This is a genomic window from Amycolatopsis sp. CA-211722, assembly GCF_056828465.1.
The window spans coordinates 6,403,833-6,418,714 of sequence record NZ_CP184752.1 but is presented as its reverse complement, the minus strand read 5'-3'; the positions used below and the strand labels follow the sequence as shown (position 1 = coordinate 6,418,714).

At 69.2% G+C, this 14,882-nt stretch carries 15 protein-coding genes; 2 read left to right on the top strand and 13 right to left on the bottom strand.

Annotation, left to right across the window (positions count from 1 at the left end):
* Positions 1–94: 94 nt before the first annotated feature.
* From ACOCEP_RS30205 to ACOCEP_RS30155, 11 genes are all read right to left on the bottom strand, one after another.
* Entirely contained in the window at positions 95–1,510 is a 1,416-nt protein-coding gene (locus ACOCEP_RS30205; protein WP_482332493.1) for a class I adenylate-forming enzyme family protein, read from the bottom strand.
* 9 nt (positions 1,511–1,519) lie between these two features.
* The gene (locus tag ACOCEP_RS30200; protein WP_482332491.1) at positions 1,520–2,212 is read right to left on the bottom strand and encodes a DUF899 domain-containing protein; all 693 of its coding nucleotides are present in this window, start codon (positions 2,210–2,212) and stop codon (positions 1,520–1,522) included.
* On the bottom strand, positions 2,209–2,658 hold the full coding sequence (locus ACOCEP_RS30195; RefSeq protein ID WP_482332489.1) for an SRPBCC family protein: 450 nt from the start codon (positions 2,656–2,658) through the stop codon (positions 2,209–2,211). Before ACOCEP_RS30195 ends, ACOCEP_RS30200 begins: the two co-directional genes overlap by 4 nt.
* Entirely contained in the window at positions 2,655–2,990 is a 336-nt protein-coding gene (locus ACOCEP_RS30190; RefSeq protein WP_482332488.1) for an ArsR/SmtB family transcription factor, read from the bottom strand. The genes ACOCEP_RS30195 and ACOCEP_RS30190 overlap by 4 nt, the downstream gene beginning before the upstream one ends.
* Entirely contained in the window at positions 2,980–3,411 is a 432-nt protein-coding gene (locus ACOCEP_RS30185; RefSeq protein WP_482332487.1) for an SRPBCC domain-containing protein, read from the bottom strand. Before ACOCEP_RS30185 ends, ACOCEP_RS30190 begins: the two co-directional genes overlap by 11 nt.
* A gap of 75 nt (positions 3,412–3,486) precedes the next feature.
* Positions 3,487–4,887, bottom strand: coding sequence for a pyridoxal phosphate-dependent decarboxylase family protein (locus ACOCEP_RS30180; protein ID WP_482332485.1), 1,401 nt, complete (start codon positions 4,885–4,887; stop codon positions 3,487–3,489).
* Positions 4,884–6,188, bottom strand: coding sequence for an MFS transporter (locus ACOCEP_RS30175; protein WP_482332483.1), 1,305 nt, complete (start codon positions 6,186–6,188; stop codon positions 4,884–4,886). The genes ACOCEP_RS30180 and ACOCEP_RS30175 overlap by 4 nt, the downstream gene beginning before the upstream one ends.
* Positions 6,189–6,222: 34 nt before the next feature.
* Positions 6,223–7,182 carry a sphingomyelin phosphodiesterase gene (locus ACOCEP_RS30170; RefSeq protein WP_482332482.1) on the bottom strand — a complete coding sequence of 320 codons (960 nt, stop codon included), beginning with the start codon at positions 7,180–7,182 and terminating at the stop codon, positions 6,223–6,225.
* A 16-nt stretch (positions 7,183–7,198) separates the two neighbouring features.
* On the bottom strand, positions 7,199–9,214 hold the full coding sequence (locus ACOCEP_RS30165; protein WP_482332480.1) for a neutral/alkaline ceramidase: 2,016 nt from the start codon (positions 9,212–9,214) through the stop codon (positions 7,199–7,201).
* Between the two features lie 292 nt (positions 9,215–9,506).
* A complete protein-coding gene (locus ACOCEP_RS30160) occupies positions 9,507–10,532 on the bottom strand; it encodes an LLM class F420-dependent oxidoreductase (RefSeq protein WP_482332479.1) in 1,026 nt (341 codons plus the stop codon).
* A 12-nt stretch (positions 10,533–10,544) separates the two neighbouring features.
* Positions 10,545–11,465 carry an oxygenase MpaB family protein gene (locus ACOCEP_RS30155; protein WP_482332477.1) on the bottom strand — a complete coding sequence of 307 codons (921 nt, stop codon included), beginning with the start codon at positions 11,463–11,465 and terminating at the stop codon, positions 10,545–10,547.
* Between the two features lie 90 nt (positions 11,466–11,555).
* Here ACOCEP_RS30155 and ACOCEP_RS30150 point away from each other — a divergent pair, with 90 nt between their 5' ends.
* Positions 11,556–12,149, top strand: a complete 594-nt coding sequence (locus ACOCEP_RS30150; RefSeq protein WP_125678355.1) for a TetR/AcrR family transcriptional regulator — start codon at positions 11,556–11,558, stop codon at positions 12,147–12,149.
* Here ACOCEP_RS30150 and dmpG read toward each other — a convergent pair.
* Both dmpG and ACOCEP_RS30140 read right to left on the bottom strand, forming a co-directional pair.
* The gene (dmpG, locus tag ACOCEP_RS30145; protein WP_482332476.1) at positions 12,140–13,174 is read right to left on the bottom strand and encodes a 4-hydroxy-2-oxovalerate aldolase; all 1,035 of its coding nucleotides are present in this window, start codon (positions 13,172–13,174) and stop codon (positions 12,140–12,142) included. The two genes, ACOCEP_RS30150 and dmpG, sit on opposite strands and share 10 nt — an antisense overlap.
* On the bottom strand, positions 13,171–14,073 hold the full coding sequence (locus tag ACOCEP_RS30140; RefSeq protein WP_038514145.1) for an acetaldehyde dehydrogenase (acetylating): 903 nt from the start codon (positions 14,071–14,073) through the stop codon (positions 13,171–13,173). Before ACOCEP_RS30140 ends, dmpG begins: the two co-directional genes overlap by 4 nt.
* Before the next feature lie 41 nt (positions 14,074–14,114).
* Here ACOCEP_RS30140 and ACOCEP_RS30135 point away from each other — a divergent pair, with 41 nt between their 5' ends.
* Positions 14,115–14,882, top strand: a complete 768-nt coding sequence (locus ACOCEP_RS30135; protein WP_482332475.1) for an IclR family transcriptional regulator — start codon at positions 14,115–14,117, stop codon at positions 14,880–14,882.

Genomic DNA, 14,882 nt, shown 5'->3' with positions numbered 1-14,882 from the left:
CCGGGTCCTTCCTGAGCGGAAATGCCTGATCAGGCGGACCGTAGCACCGGTATACGGGCCCAGCAGCGCTCTCACCCGACCGGGTGCCCCCGGCTCAGGCGATCTGGCGGCGGTGCCCGGCCCAGAACGGTTCCCGGAGCGCCCGCTTGTCGACCTTCCCGATCGCCGTCAGCGGCAACGCCTCGGCGAAGTCCACATCGGACGGTACGAAATGCTCCCGCCCGAAGAACTCCCTGGCGTGCGCCCGGACTTCCTCCGCCGACAGCGCTCCCGAGGCGACCACCACCGCGTGGACCCGTTCGCCCTCGCCACCGACGCCCGGCACCCCGAACACGGCCGCGGAACGGACCAGAGGATGCCGCGCCAGCGCGTTCTCGACCACGGTCGAGTACACCTTGGTGCCGTGCTCGCCGGTGATGATGACGTCGTTCGCCCGGTCCAGCAGGTAGAGGTATCCCTCGTCGTCGAACCGCCCGAGATCACCGGTCCGCAGCCAGCCGTTCCCGATCGGCGCCGACCCGTGGTACCCGACCATCATGGACAGCCCGCGCACCAGGACCTCCCCGTCTTCGATCCTGGCCTCCATGCCGGGCACGATCCGGCCCACGGACTCGAGCCGCTCAGGCCGCCCGCTGAGTTCCGCCGCGGAGATGCTCGCGATCATCGGCGCCTCGGTGAGCCCGTATCCCTGCCCGACCACGGGCCCGAACACGTCGAGCGCCTGAGCCAGCCGTCTCGGCGGAAGCGGGGCGGCACCCAGGGAAAGCTGCCGCACACTGCCGACGTCGGTCGACGTCATGGCCGGATGGTCGAGCATCGCGGCCAGCCGCGCTGGGGTGAGGGACAACGTGGTGATCCGGTGTTCCGCGATCGCCTCCAGCACGGCGCCCGCGTCGAAACCCCGCAGCAGCACCACGCTTTCCCGCCGCAGGATCGCGCCGAGCACGGTGGCGTTGCCGGTCATGTGCGTCATCGGCGCGATCAGCAGCGTGCGGCCCGGCCCCGCCGGATCCGGCGCGAAGATCTGCGCCATCCCGTCGTAGATCCCGCTGTGCCGGATGAGTTTCGGCGTCCCGGTGGTGCCACCGGTGGGAAAGACGACGGTGACCGACGCCGGCAGCCCCGCCGGGTCGGTACCGTCGCGGTCCGTCAGCTCGTCGAGCGTGCTCACCCGCGCGGCGACGGCGGGCCAGTCCGACGGCCGCTCGGTCACCAGGGTCGTGACCCCGGCCGCCTCGACCGCGGCGAGCCGATCCGGCGAACTCGCCGACGCGGCGACGAGCAGCACCGTCGCGCCCCGCACCTGCGCGGCGATCTGCAGGAGGACGGTTTCCGGCCGGTTGCCGGCGTCGATGGCGACCACCCCGCCCTCCGGCAGTCCCGCGTACATCCGGCGTACCAGCTCGAGCGCCTGCCCGTAGCCGGTCTCCACGCCGTCCTGGACGAACAGCGCCTCGTCGCCTCCCGAGCGCAGCGCGTCCAGCACCCGGGTCAAGAACAGACTCTCCACCGGCGGACCCTAACCCACCGAGCAGCACCCGCCGCCGGAGGAAGCGGCACTCCCGTAGGCGTCGTGCCAGTCCCACCACTCGTACGGCGGCGTCTGCGGGTAGCCCTCCGGGGAGTCCTCCCACTCCTCCTGCCGCCCCAGCGCCGTGATGTCGAGGTAGCTCCAGGTGCTCCCCATCGCTTCGTCGCCGCGGTTGTCGACGAAATAGGTCCGGAACACCTGGTCGCCCTCGCGGATGAAGGCATTGGTGCCGTGCCACTCGTCCACACCGAAGTCGACGTCGAAATCACCGGTGATCGTGTACCACGGCATCGTCCAGCCCATCCGCGTCTTCAACCGCGCGATGTCCGGCTGCGTGCCGCGCGAGGCGAAGGCCAGCGTGGTGTCTCGGGCGTTCAGGTGCGCGACGTGCGCGACCTGGTCCGCCACCAGCGAGCAGCCTTTGCAGGCGTGGTCGGGGAAGCCCTCCACGCCGGGATCGAAGAAGGCCCGGTAGACGATCAGCTGACGGCGTCCCTCGAACAGGTCGAGCAGGTTCACCCTGCCGGACGGCCCTTCGAACTCGTACGGCTTTTCCACCGCGAGCCAAGGCATCCGGCGCCGCTCGGCGGCGAGCGCGTCACGGGCGCGGGTCAGCTTCTTTTCCTTCACCAGCAACCGAAGGCGCGCCTCTTCCCATTCGGTCGCGGTCACCGTGTTCATCGCGCCAGCTCCGCGGGCAGGACGCTTTGCCGGTTCGGCTGACCTTCGCCGGTGGCGATCAGGTCCCGCAGGCTGGTGCCGACGTAGAACGTCCACGCCTTGTGGCAGACGTCGAAGCATTCGTACTCCGGGACCAGCCCGTGATGGGTGAAGCGCGCTTCGGTCTTGCCGTCCTTCTCGGCGATTTCGAAGGTGATCGTGGTGCCGACCCATTCGGTCTCGTCTCGGGTGAAGTCGAAGTGGTTTTCCAGCACCAGCCAGGAGACCTTGCGGCCGGGCACCGATTCGGTGATCCGGACCCGGCAGCGATGCACCTCTTCGTAGTGGTACTCGAACTCTTCTCCGGCGAACTCGATCTCTTCCGACCACCACCGGCGGACGTCGGTGAAGGCGTCGAAGACCTGTCGCGGCGCCTGATCCACGGTGAAACTCGTCGTGAAGCTCATGATGAACCCTCCAGATGGTCCTTCAGAGCCGCGAGCGGCCCATCCCAATCCCGGGCGAGCGCGGCGAGGAACTGCTGGGCGACCTGCATCGGGGCCGAGTGCAGCCGGTAGCGGACGCGGCGCCGCTCCCCCTGCTCCGGGATCACCAGCCCCGCCTCGGTGAGCAGTGCGAGATGCTTGGCGATCGCCTGCCGCGTGATCGGCAGCCGGTCGGCCAGGTCGGTCGCCGTGGCCGGGCCGCCCGAGGCGAGGACGGCGAGAATGCTCCGCCTGCTCGGGTCGGCCAAGGCGACGAAGACCTGTTCGGCGATCGTTTCGTTGTCAGGCGGCATCGAGGTATTCGATCAGTTCGCCCAGCTCGGCCGCCCACCCCTTCGTGTTCCCTTCGAACGCGACCTGATGGACGTCGTCCGGCAGCTGGGAAAACCCGGTCTCGACGACGGTGAGCCTCGTACCTCCGCCGTCCGGGACGAGGGTGAACTCGACGTAGGTACGGCGAGGGTCGTCGTCGGGCAGGCCGTAGATGTTCCAGGTGAAGCCGAAGATCTCGGGCTCTTCCACGCGCTCGACGCGCATGGTCGCTTTGTGCCCCTCGTCCCATTTCATCTCGGCGTCGCCCCCGGGCCGCAGGTCGATGCTGGCCTGGTTGCCGAACCAGGTGCCCAGCCCTTCGGCCGTGGTCAGCGCGGCCCAGACCTTGGCGGGCGGATGGGCGATCTCGACGGTGCGTTCGATCCGGTCGGGGAATCCCACGACAGCCTCCTCAAGTAGCAATCAGTCGGTTGCTATAACTTTGTATAGCAACCGACTGATTGCGTCAAGGGAAGGTCAGGAAGCCGTGTACAGCGCGCCGAGGAATTCGAGCAGCAGCCGCTCCCGCAACGGACCGGGTGCGGTGGCCAGCAACGCGTTGATCTCCGCCATCCGGGTGGGCAACCCGGCCGCACCGCCGAGCCCCGCGGCGGCCAGCAGCCCGGCGAACTGCTCCGGCGTCAGCGTCGCCGGATCCAGCGCGGCGACGAACTCGGCCACCTGCGGGTCGACGACGACCGGCCCTGCCGCCCGGGCGGCCGCGACCGAAGCAGCGAGATCGGCCAGGAAGTCCTTCTCACTCCCCCGATTGGCGGCCGTCACGGTCAGGTGCAGGTTCGCGGGCGAAGACTCGTGCGCGAACTGCGGCTGGACGTACCAGCCACGCTCGCGCATCTCGTCCGCGACGGTGAACAGGTCGAATCCGGCGCCATCCGCCACGGTGAACGCGAGCAAGGTGGACACCGGATCGCCGAGGACGCGCAAGCCGTCCAGCGCCTCGATCCCGGCACGGATCTCCACGGCCGCCTCACGCGCCGCCGAGGCCAGCTTCCGGTAACCCTCTTCGCCGACGTGCCGCACGACGGCCCACGCCGCCGCGAGCGGGCCACCGGATCGCGTGCTCTGCAGCGTGGTGTTCAGCATCGTGTAACCAGGCCAGTCCGCGCTGGCGAAGTACTGCGGACGGCGCAGGCCCGCGTCGGCGTGCAGGAGAACCGACACGCCTTTCGGGCAGTACGCGTACTTGTGCAGATCGACCGAGACGCTGGTGACGCCGGGGACGTCGAAGCCGAACGGGCCGAGCCCCAGATACGGCAGCACCCAGCCACCGATGCAGGCATCGACGTGGAACCGGACGCCGTCCAGCAGCGCGGCGATCTCCGGGATCGGGTCGAGGACGCCGTGGGCGTACGACGGCGCGCTCGCGACGACGAGCACCGTGCCGTCGTCGACCGCGCCGGCCATCGCCTCGGGGACGGCGCGGTAGGTCACCGGATCGACGGGCACCGGAACCACGCGGACGCCGAAGAAGTGCGCCGCCTTGTGGAACGCCGCGTGCACTGTCGCGGGCAGCACGATGTTCGGCGAAGTCACCTCGGGACGCGCGTCGCGAGCGGCCAGGACGGCGAGCATGCACGACTCCGTGCCGCCCGAGGTCACCGAGCCGACCGTGTACGCCGTACCGCCCAGCAGCCGTGCGGCGGTACCGACGAGGTCGTTCTCCATGCGCAGCAGGCTCGGGAACGCCGTCGGGTCGAGGCCGTTGGCCGACGACGCCAGCGCGTGCGCGGCCGCGCCGAGTTCGTCCACTTCGGACAGACCGCTGTCGTAGACGTACGCGAGCGTCCGGCCGCCGTGGGTCGGCAGGTCGCCCGCGCGAAGTTCCCGAAGCTCCTTCAGGATGTCCTCGGCGGTCACGCCCGGCGCTCCAGGACCGACCTGCGCAGCAGCGGGATGCCGAACAGGATCAGCACGGCCGGGAGGATCGACGCGCCGAGCAGGATCGCCGTCAGCGCGCTGTCCGGCTGCGCGGCCCCCGGGGCGAGACTCGACTGGTAGCCGCCGAACTGCAGTACCAGTCCCCAGATCCCCGGGCCGAGCGCGAGCCCCAGCGTTTCGGACGCGGTCCAGACCCCGGCCGCCACCCCGGCCCTGGTCTCCCCGGTCCGCTCCTCTTCGTCGCTGATCAGATCCGGCAGGATCGCCAGCGGAAAGACCGAAATGCCCGCGTAGCCGACGCCGCAGAAGGCGACGAACACCATCGTGACGGGGAACGGGAACACCTTCGCCCCGAGGAGCCCGAACAGACCGACGCCGAACGCGGCGGTGGCGAGCCGGAACCCGGCCAGTTTCCCGACACTCGCCCCGAGCTTCGGCCACAGCGGCATCGTCAGCAGCGCCGGACCGACGAAACCGACGAACAGGACCGTGGAGTAGCCGGAGCTGCCGAGGATCCGTTCGGCGAAGAACGGGATCGCGGCCAGCACCGTGCCGATACCGAGCGCCTGGACGAAGTAGACCCCGAGCAGCCAGCGGAACGGCCGCCACTGCGCGAGCGTCCGGAGGAGTTCACGCGGGCTCACCGTGTTCGGCCGCAGCGCGCCGACCGGCGCGTCCTTCAGCCCGAAGTACACGCCGAGGGTCGCCAGCAGGATGATCACGGCGATGAACACACCCATGACGCGGTAACCGCCGACGCCGCCGACGAGTTCGGTGATCGCCGGGGCCCCGCCGCCGCAGATCAGGATGGCGACCGCGAGGAAGCCGATCCGGACGCTGGTCAGCTTCGTGCGTTCCTCGGCGTTGTCGGTCAGTTCGGCGGGCAACGCGTTGAACGGCACCTGGAAGAACGCGTACGCGGTGGCGCACAACAGGAACACGACGACGACGTAGATCGCGTCGGGCACCGGGCCGCCGAAGCCGGGGTGGGCGAACAGGGCCGCGAAGAGGATAGACACGCCGATACCGCCGAAGAGCAGGAACCGGCGGCGGCTGCCGGTGCGGACCATGTCCGCGTCCGACAGCCTTCCCGCGATCGGGTTGAAGAGCACGTCCCACGCCTTGGGAATGAACACGATCGCGCCGGCGACGCCCGCGGCGACGCCCATCGTGTCGGTGAGGTACTTCAGGAGGAGCAGGCCGGGAACCGTGCCGAAGGGGCCGGTGACGAACGAGCCGAGCGAGTAGCGATACCTCGTCCGTGCTGGCAGGGCTGCCATGATCCTCCTCGAGGCGGTTCTCCCGATGAAGGCCTCAGTATTGGATCTTGGCCACCACCGGGTAGTGGTCGGAGGGAATCGTGCCACCGTCGTAATGCACGAGCTGTACCGGGCCGACAGCGGCGAGTGGACGGCCGCCCGCGCGCACGGCGCCGACGTAGTCCAGCGAGTCGCGGTACGTCGCCGGAACGGACTTCGCGGCGTTCGGGTTCGTGGCCGCGTCGAAGGTGTACGCGCCTTCGCCCGTCGTGCGCAGAACGCCGCCGAGGACGGCCTCGCCCTGCTGAACCTGGGTCCGGCCTAGGGAATCCTTGCGCGCTTGCCCGGCCCAGAACTCGATGTTCAAGTCGCCCGCGATGACCACCGGCTCGCTCGCGGGAGCGTATTTCGTGACCAGGTCCCGGATCTCGCCGAGCTGCGCCATCCGGATCTCGTGCGCCTTCGGCAGCGTCTCCGGTCCCTCGTCCGCCTGCATGTGCGTCCCCGCGATCCACAGCGGTTTCCCGCCGACGACCAGACGGGTGAGCGCGGCCCCCTTGTTGGACAGGTAGTCCGCGGTGCCCGAGTAGGAATTGCGGAAGACCAGCTGGTGCTGTTCGGTCACCGGCGCCTTGCTGAGCACGGTGACCCCGCCGTTGACCACGATCGGGGAATTCGAGCAGTTCCCGTTCACCGTGGTCCAGCCGGGCGAGGTGCCGCAGTGCTGCCCGACGAGCGGGGTCTGGTGTGGCCAGCCGTCCTTCAGCCGGTTCCGCAGGTCCTCCGCCTGGGCGCTGAACGCCTCGTCCAGGACGACGACGTCGGCGTCGTTCGCACGGATGACGTCCTCGGCCGCGCGAGCCCTGGCCTGTTTGTCCGACGTGTTCGGGCTGGCGATCCAGGGCAGCTGCCAGATGTTGAACGCCATGACCTTCACCGAGACCGCCGCCTGGGCGGGCACGGCGGTTCCGGCGAACATCGCGGCGGCGATGGCGAGTACGGCGAGCTTCCGCACGAAAGATCCTTCCGGGTCAGGAGACGACGAACGTCCGCGAAGTCCCGCTGAACGCGGAGATCGCCCCGTTCCAGCCGTTCTTCCAGTTGCCGAAGTGGATCACGCGATATTTGCCGATCGGGGCGTTCGCGGGGATCTTCCAGTGGACGACGGCTTTCGATTCGGCGACGAACGTCCGCGCCCAGTGGTACTTCGTGTCCCAGTCGCCGTCGTCGGCGTGACGGACCCACTTGCCGTCGACCAGCCGCTGGATCTCGAGGAACGTACCGCCGCGTCGCAGGTCGTTCTTCGGATGCCCGGTGACGAACTCGACCGCGACCTGCTCGCCCCGCGCGTAAGTGCTCTTCGCGTCGGCCAGGACGTCACCGAAGTTCTTGAACGCGGGCGGGCTGTCGAAGACGACGCCGGGCTGGAAGTTGATCAGCTTGCCGCGCAGATCCCGCGGCGTCGGGCCGTGCGGGACCGACGTCCCCGCCTTCATCGCCGCCGCGAGTTTGGCGAATTCCTGCTGGTACGCGGGAAGCGTGTAGCGGCCGTAGAGGGTCGACGCGCCTTCGTACTGCTGCGAGTCGTACTCCTCGGGCGTGGTGACGTACTGGCTGTAGGCGTTGGAGTAGCCCTGGATGAGCACGTTCTCCAGCGGGACACCGAGCTCGGCGGCGACGGTGCGGCGCAGCCGCAGCCCGGCGACGATGGTCAGCTCGGCGGGCACCGCCACGAGGTGCAGCTGCCCGATCCGGACGAGCTGCAGTGGCAGCACCTCCGGCGTCCACGGATACGGCTTCATCGCGCCGAACGGCACCGCGATCACCTTCGGCGCGTGGGCGTCGGCGAGTGCCTGCGGGATCGGCGCGTCGATGCCGCCGAGCCAGTCGATGAACGGGTTCTTGACCCCTTCCGGCAGCGGCAGGCCGGGGCCGTCCTCGCGGCTACCCGCCAGCATCGAGACGCCGATCGCGGCCGTGCAGGTGCGCTGCGGCCGCCCGTTCGGCGTGTACTTCGCGTCGACGGCCACGTTGGACATGTCCACGAAGCACATCCGGTGGTCGACACCGCCCGTCACGGCCTCGGCGGCGGCGTCGAAGGCGCTCTTCGCGGCGCGGAACTGGAGATCGCCGATGGTGCGCGTGTTCTCGAACTCGGTTTCCGGCGTGCCGGGTTCGAGGTTCAGGTTCGGGCTCATGTCGCCGGTGTTGGTCTGCGGGAAGGCGGCGACGAACCTCGGGTTCCCGTCGAGGTACCGCACGCCGGCGTGGTCGTGCTCCCACTCGTAGGCGGCGTATCCCTTGTTGTCGCCGCTGATCAGGTGATTGCCGTTGCTCATCGACGTCCCGTGCGTGGCGAACCAGCTGATCGCGCCGACGTCGATGCCGTTCTGACTGAACCGCAGGACCGTCACGGCCGGGTCGATGGCCTGCGGGAAGTGGTCCTTGTCCGCCTGCGGGTTCAGGTCGAAGGCCTTGCGCGAGCGGTTGACGCTGGCCTTGGTGAGCTCGGCACGGCCGAGCCGGATCGCGCCTGGCGCGAGGTTCGCGTGCGCGCGGCCGATGGCCTCGAAGATCCCGTCGACGTGCGCGTCGTACACCTGCTGCTGGAAGCCCAGGATCGCCAGATCGTAGGCGGCGTAATGGGAGTCCCCGCCGCACGCGGAGTGTGTGTGCGTGGCGTTGAGCAGGACGTTCTGCTCGGTGTAGAGCTCGCCGTACGCGGCCTGGAGCTTGCGCAGCACGCCCTGGTGGACGGACTGGAAGAGCGCGCCGAGGTCGGCGGTGACGAAGGCGATCCGCTTGGCGCCGTCGTCGACCACGAACGCGCGCGCCCGGGTGCGGAGGTGGATGCCGGCGGTCTGCTGCTGCGGCATCGAGTAGCCCATCATGCCGTTCTCGGCGGCCGGGCCGGTGACGTCGGAAATGCCGACGCCGACACGGAAACCCTTCGCCGGCGCCGCTTGCGCCTGCTGGGCGCCGAGCACGCTCGCCGCGACGGGCAACGCCGCCGCGCCCGCGAGAACCCGCCTCCGGCTCACCGTCATGAGTCGCACCTCCCGGCCACGAACATGAACCGACTTCATGTTCGTGGCCGGGACGCTACGTGATGGGCCTCACTGCCGCAACCCCACCAAAGACGCGACCCGCTACGCCACCGCCGCCCTCGCATTGAAGTACATGAAGGCCCCCTTCCTTGCGCTAGACGCAAGGAAGGGGGCCTTCATGTACTTGGCCGCGCGTGAAGGACCCCTTTCCTCGGCTGAGCCGAGGGAAGGAGGCCTTCACGCGCGGCCGATGCCATACGCATTTAGAGGACTAAATGCATGCCGGGAGCGGCTACGCGAGGGTCTCGGCGACCTTCGTGAGCGTCGCGGCATCCCCGCGCAGCAGCAATGTGGTCACCACGGTCTCCTCCCACGCCGCGAGTTCGTCGCGGATCTTCTCCGCCGGCCCGATCAGCGACGTGTCCTCCACCAGCGGAGTCGGGATCGCGGCCGTCGCCTCGTCCTTGCGCCCGGCCAGATACAGCTCCTGCACCTTGTCGGCGACGTCCTCGTACCCCATCCGGGCGAAGACGTCGTGGTGGAAGTTGACCGATTTCGCGCCCATACCACCGATGTAGAGCGCGAGCGACGGTTTGATCCAGCTCGCGGCCTCTTCGACGTCGTCGTGGACGAGCACTGGAACGGAAGCGGCGACCTCGAAGTCGTCGAAACCGTGCCGGGCACCGGGCCGCGAGAAGCCCTCCTCCAGAGCCGTCCGATAGAAGGCATCGCTCTTGGGCGAGAAGAACAACGGGAGCCAGCCATCGCAGATCTCGGCCGACAGCGCCACGTTCTTCGGCCCTTCCGCGGCGAGGAAGATCGGGATCTCCTCGCGGAACGGGTGCACTGTGGACTTCAGTGGTTTGCCGAGCCCGGTCCCGCCCTGCAGCGGCAGCTGGAAATGCTGCCCGTCATGGGTCACCGGCGCCTCGCGCGCGACGACCTTCCGCACGATGTCGACGTACTCGCGGGTGCGGGCGAGCGGCTTCGGATAGGGCTGCCCGTACCAGCCTTCGACCACCTGCGGCCCGGACGCGCCGAGCCCGAGCACGAACCGTCCACCGGACAGGTGATCCAGCGTCAGCGCGTGCATGGCCGTCGCGGTCGGGGTGCGCGCCGACATCTGGACGATGTTGGTGCCGAGTTTGATCCGGCTGGTCGACGCGCCCCACCAGGCGAGCGGGGTGAACGCGTCCGAGCCGTAGCCCTCGGCGGTCCACACGGAGTCGAAGCCGAGTTCTTCGGCCCGCAGAACCGCGTCCAGCGCGCCTTCCGGCGGGCCGGACGACCAGTAACCGAGGTGGTAACCCAGCTTCATCGAGGCTCCTAGTCAGACGTTCGGTGAGTAGTGCTCGGGTTTGCCCCGCTCCGAAAGCGGCGGAAGGTTCCTCGCGGGAGTCTCGACCAACGGCGCGTCCGGGGCCAGTTCGCCACGCTCGCGGCGCCAGCCCGCCCTGGCGCGCGGGTGGTAGCGGCGATCGCGCGGGACCAGCTTGAACGCCGCGTTGATCAGCTTGCCCACCCGGCGGTGCCGCCGCTCGTCGCGTCCGGTCCAGGTGTAGCCGAGCCGTTCGCGGATCGGCGGGTCGTACAGGCCGACCGTGAGCCAGACGAAGTTCCGCGCCACCTGCCCGCGCACGAGCTTCCACGCGAAATCCGGCAGCCAGGGCAGGAAAATCGGCTTCGGGAGGTCCTTGATGTCGAGGACGTCGCGCGTGGCCTTGTTGTCCTCCAGCACGTCCTCGCACATGCGCTTCCAGTACAGCTGGAAGTCCTCCCACGACTCCGGCACCGGGCGCATGCTCATGCCGTACATCTCGTACCACTGGACGTGCTCGTCGAAGAGCTTGCGTTTCTCGGCCTCGCCGATGCCGCCGCAGAAGTTGTCGGCGATGAGGATCGCGCTCACGAAGAACGTCGAATGCGCCCAGTAGAACGTGTCCGGGTTGAGCGCGTGATAGCGCCGCCCGTGCTTGTCGACGCCCTTGATCCGATCGTGGTAACCCCGCACCTCCAACGCGGTCTGGCGCGCCCGCGGGCCGTCGTAGATCACTCCCCCGATCGGGTACAGCGAGCGGAACAGCCGTTGCCAGCGCTCCTCGAAGAACCGCGAGTGCTCTTCGACGCCCGCGCCCAGCTCGGGGTGCATGTTCTGCATGGATCCGGCCCAGAGCGCGATGAGCAGTCCGCGCCAGTCGCCGAAGTACTTCCAGGTCAGCGAATCCGGTCCCAGCGGCCGCGGCTGCGTCATCCCCGGTCTCCTCAATGAGCTGGTTAAATTGACCACAACTGTTGTCAGGTTAAAGTTGACAACGGCCGTAGTCAACAAGAGGAGCCGATCATGGCCGGCCGGAGCTGGGCAGGCACGACCCTGGACGACCGCAAGGCCGCGCGGCGGGGACAACTCGTCGACGCGGGCCTCGATCTGCTCGGGACCCAGGGCAGCGCGGGGGTGAGCGTCCGCGCGGTGTGCCGTCACGCCAAGCTCACGGAACGGTACTTCTACGAGAGCTTCGCCGACCGCGAGGAACTGGTCGTCGCGGTCTACGAGCACATCGGAGAGCAGGCCCGGCAAGCGCTGGTCGACGCGGTCAGCGACACGGCCGAACCCGCCGAGCGGGCCAAGGCCGCCGTCCGCGCCTTCGTCGAATTGATGCTCGACGACCCGCGCAAGGGCCGCGTGCTCCTCCTCGCGCCGATCACCGATCCCGCGCTGACCACGCGCGGGATCGCGCTCCTCCCCTCCTTCGCCGAGCTGGTCAGCGGGCAGCTGTCCCACGGCGACGCGGCCGAACGGCAGATGACCTCGATCGGGCTGGTCGGCGCGCTGAGCAACGTGTTCATCGCCTATCTCGACGGCTCGCTCAAGGTGAGCCGGGAGCGCCTGATCGACCACTGTGTCCGCCTCGTGCTCGGCGCCGACCGTCAGCCCTGACCGCGTTCGGCGACCAGTTGCAGGGCGATGTCGATGATCATGTCCTCCTGCCCGCCCACGTATTTCGCGGCGCCGACGCGATACAGGATTTCGTGCGCCGGGACGTCGTACCGCTCGGCGGCGCGTTCGGCGTGCAGGAGGAAACTCGAGTACACCCCGGCGAAACCCTGCACGATCGACGACCGGTCCATCACCGGCAGCCGGGTGATGTAGGGCTTCACGACGTTCTCGGCCGCGTCCATCAACACGTCCTTGTCGACGCCCGTGCGGATCCCGAGCTTCTCGAAGGTCGCCGCGAGGACCTCGGTCGGCGAGTTGCCCGCGCCCGCGCCGAGGGCCACGAGGGAACCGTCGATCTGCCGCGCGCCGGCCCGGTAGGCGAGCACCGAGTTCGCGACACCGAAGCTGAGGTTCTGGTGCCCGTGGTACCCGACCTGCGCCTCGTCCCCGAATTCCGCGACCAGCGCGGCGACGCGTTCGCCCGCGTCCTCCAGGATCAACGCCCCGGCGGAGTCGACGACGTACACGCACTGGCAGCCGGCGTCGACCATGATCCGGCCCTGCTTCGCCAGCGCTTCCGGCGTGGACATATGGGACAGCATCAGGAAACCGACCGTCTCCAAGCCGAGTTCCCTCGCCGCGCCGAAATGCTGGACGGAGACGTCGGCCTCGGTGCAATGGGTCGCGATCCGGACCGCGCCGGCACCGAGGTCCGCGGCCACCCGCAGGTCGCCGACCGTGCCGAGTCCCGGCAGCAGCAGCACCGCGATCTTCGCGTGCCGCGCCTCGTCGACCGCCGCCTCGATCAGCTTCCGTTCGTCCACAAGGGAAAACCCGTAGTTGAACGTCGAGCCGCCGAGCCCGTCGCCGTGGCTGACCTCGATCAGCGAGACCCCGGCGTCGTCCAGCGCCCGGACGGTGTCACGCACGTTCTTCTCGGTGAACTGATGCGCCATCGCGTGGCTGCCGTCGCGCAGGCTCGTGTCGACGATCCGGACCTCACGGCTCACGTCGTCCCAGCTCATGCCGCCACCTCCTGAGTGGCCAGAAGGTCGCCGACACGAGCGGCCGCGGCCGTCATGATGTCGAGGTTCCCGGCGTATTTCGGCAGGAAGTCCCCGTTCCCGGCGACCTCCAGGAACACCGCGACCCGCGCCTGTCCGCTCCACCCTGGCCGCGGTGGGTCGTATTGCGGGTCCGCCTTGAGCGTGTAACCCGGGACGTAACCCTGGACCGTCTCGACCATCCGGTGGATGGATTCGCTCACCGCGTCGAAGTCCGCGTCCGGGTCGATCGCGCAGAACACCGTGTCCCGCATGATCATCGGCGGTTCGACCGGATTGATGATGATGATCGCCTTGCCGCGGCTCGCTCCCCCGACGAGTTCGATCCCGCGCGCCGTCGTCGCGGTGAACTCGTCGATGTTCGCCCGGGTCCCCGGGCCCGCCGAGCGCGACGAGACGGACGCGACGATCTCCGCGTAAGGCACCGGCGTCACGCGCGACACCGCGTGCACGATCGGGATCGTGGCCTGGCCACCGCAGGTGATCAGGTTGACGTTGGGCACGTCGAGTCGTTCGGGCAGGCCCACGGCGGGGCAGGTGAACGGGCCGACCGCGGCCGGGGTCAGGTCGATCGCGCGGATCCCGGCGGTCGCGTACCGCGGCGCGTTCGCCAGATGCGCCTTCGCCGAGGTCGCTTCGAAGACCAGGTCCGGCAGCTCGTCGCGCGAAAGCAGCCAGTCGACCCCGCCGGCGGAGGTCTCCAGTCCCAGTTCCGCGGCCTTCGCCAGCCCGTCCGAATCCGGGTCCACGCCGACCATGTACCGCACCTCGACGTGCTCGCTGCGCCTCAGCTTCGCGAGCAGGTCGGTGCCGATGTTCCCGGGACCGACGATCGCGGCCACCGCTTTCCGTTGCGCCATGCCAGGTGACGCTCCCCGAGCGGATAGGGCACACTCAACCCATGCGTGCCGCTGGGCGGAACGACGACCCGGAACGAACCGGAGCGGACGGCCTCGTCGCCGCCCGGATCTCCGCGCTGCTCTCGGCCTTCCGCCCCGGTGACGACGCGCTCGGCGTCTCCGAACTCGCGCGGCGCACCGGCCTGGCGAAATCGACCGTCCACCGGCTCACCGGGCACCTGGTCGCGACCGGTCTGCTCGAACGCGAGGGCGCGGCGTTGCGGCTCGGGCTCAAGCTGTTCGAGATCGGCCAACTGGCCGTCCGGCGCCGCGGACTCGTCGAGGCGGCGCGGCCGTATCTCGCCGATCTCCGTGAAGCGACCCGCAACACCGTGCACCTCGCGGTCCTGGAAGGCACCGAGGTCGTCTACCTCGACATCCTGCGAGGGCCCGACGCGCCATCCTTGCCGTCCCGGATCGGCGGCCGGTTCCCCGCGCACGCCACCGGCGTCGGCAAGGCGATCCTCGCGTTCTCGCCGGAATCCGTGGTGTCCCAAGTGGTCGACGCCGGTTTGCCCCGCGTGAGCGTGCGGACGATCACCGCCGCGGGGCTGCTGCGCCGTCAACTGGCCAAGATCCACGGCGAGGGAATCGCGTTCGAACGCGAGGAATCCGGCGTCGGTGTCGTCTGCGCGGCGAGCCCGCTGCTCGACGCGCAAGGGGTCGCGGTGGCGGCGTTGTCGATTTCCGGCTGGGCGAATCGCATGCACACCAACCGGGTCGCGCCCGCGGTGCGGACCGCCGCTTTGGCATTGTCGCGCACACTCTGA

Excerpts from the sequence above, each read along its gene's own strand:
- ACOCEP_RS30200 (WP_482332491.1), bottom strand. The coding sequence starts at position 2,212 with ATGAACACGGTGACCGCGACCGAATGGGAAGAGGCGCGCCTTCGGTTG.
- ACOCEP_RS30195 (WP_482332489.1), bottom strand. The coding sequence starts at position 2,658 with ATGAGCTTCACGACGAGTTTCACCGTGGATCAGGCGCCGCGACAGGTC.
- ACOCEP_RS30190 (WP_482332488.1), bottom strand. The coding sequence starts at position 2,990 with ATGCCGCCTGACAACGAAACGATCGCCGAACAGGTCTTCGTCGCCTTG.
- ACOCEP_RS30175 (WP_482332483.1), bottom strand. The coding sequence starts at position 6,188 with ATGGCAGCCCTGCCAGCACGGACGAGGTATCGCTACTCGCTCGGCTCG.
- ACOCEP_RS30165 (WP_482332480.1), bottom strand. The coding sequence starts at position 9,214 with ATGACGGTGAGCCGGAGGCGGGTTCTCGCGGGCGCGGCGGCGTTGCCC.
- ACOCEP_RS30160 (WP_482332479.1), bottom strand. The coding sequence starts at position 10,532 with ATGAAGCTGGGTTACCACCTCGGTTACTGGTCGTCCGGCCCGCCGGAA.
- ACOCEP_RS30155 (WP_482332477.1), bottom strand. The coding sequence starts at position 11,465 with ATGACGCAGCCGCGGCCGCTGGGACCGGATTCGCTGACCTGGAAGTAC.
- ACOCEP_RS30150 (WP_125678355.1), top strand. The coding sequence starts at position 11,556 with ATGGCCGGCCGGAGCTGGGCAGGCACGACCCTGGACGACCGCAAGGCC.
- dmpG (WP_482332476.1), bottom strand. The coding sequence starts at position 13,174 with ATGAGCTGGGACGACGTGAGCCGTGAGGTCCGGATCGTCGACACGAGC.
- ACOCEP_RS30140 (WP_038514145.1), bottom strand. The coding sequence starts at position 14,073 with ATGGCGCAACGGAAAGCGGTGGCCGCGATCGTCGGTCCCGGGAACATC.
- ACOCEP_RS30135 (WP_482332475.1), top strand. The coding sequence starts at position 14,115 with ATGCGTGCCGCTGGGCGGAACGACGACCCGGAACGAACCGGAGCGGAC.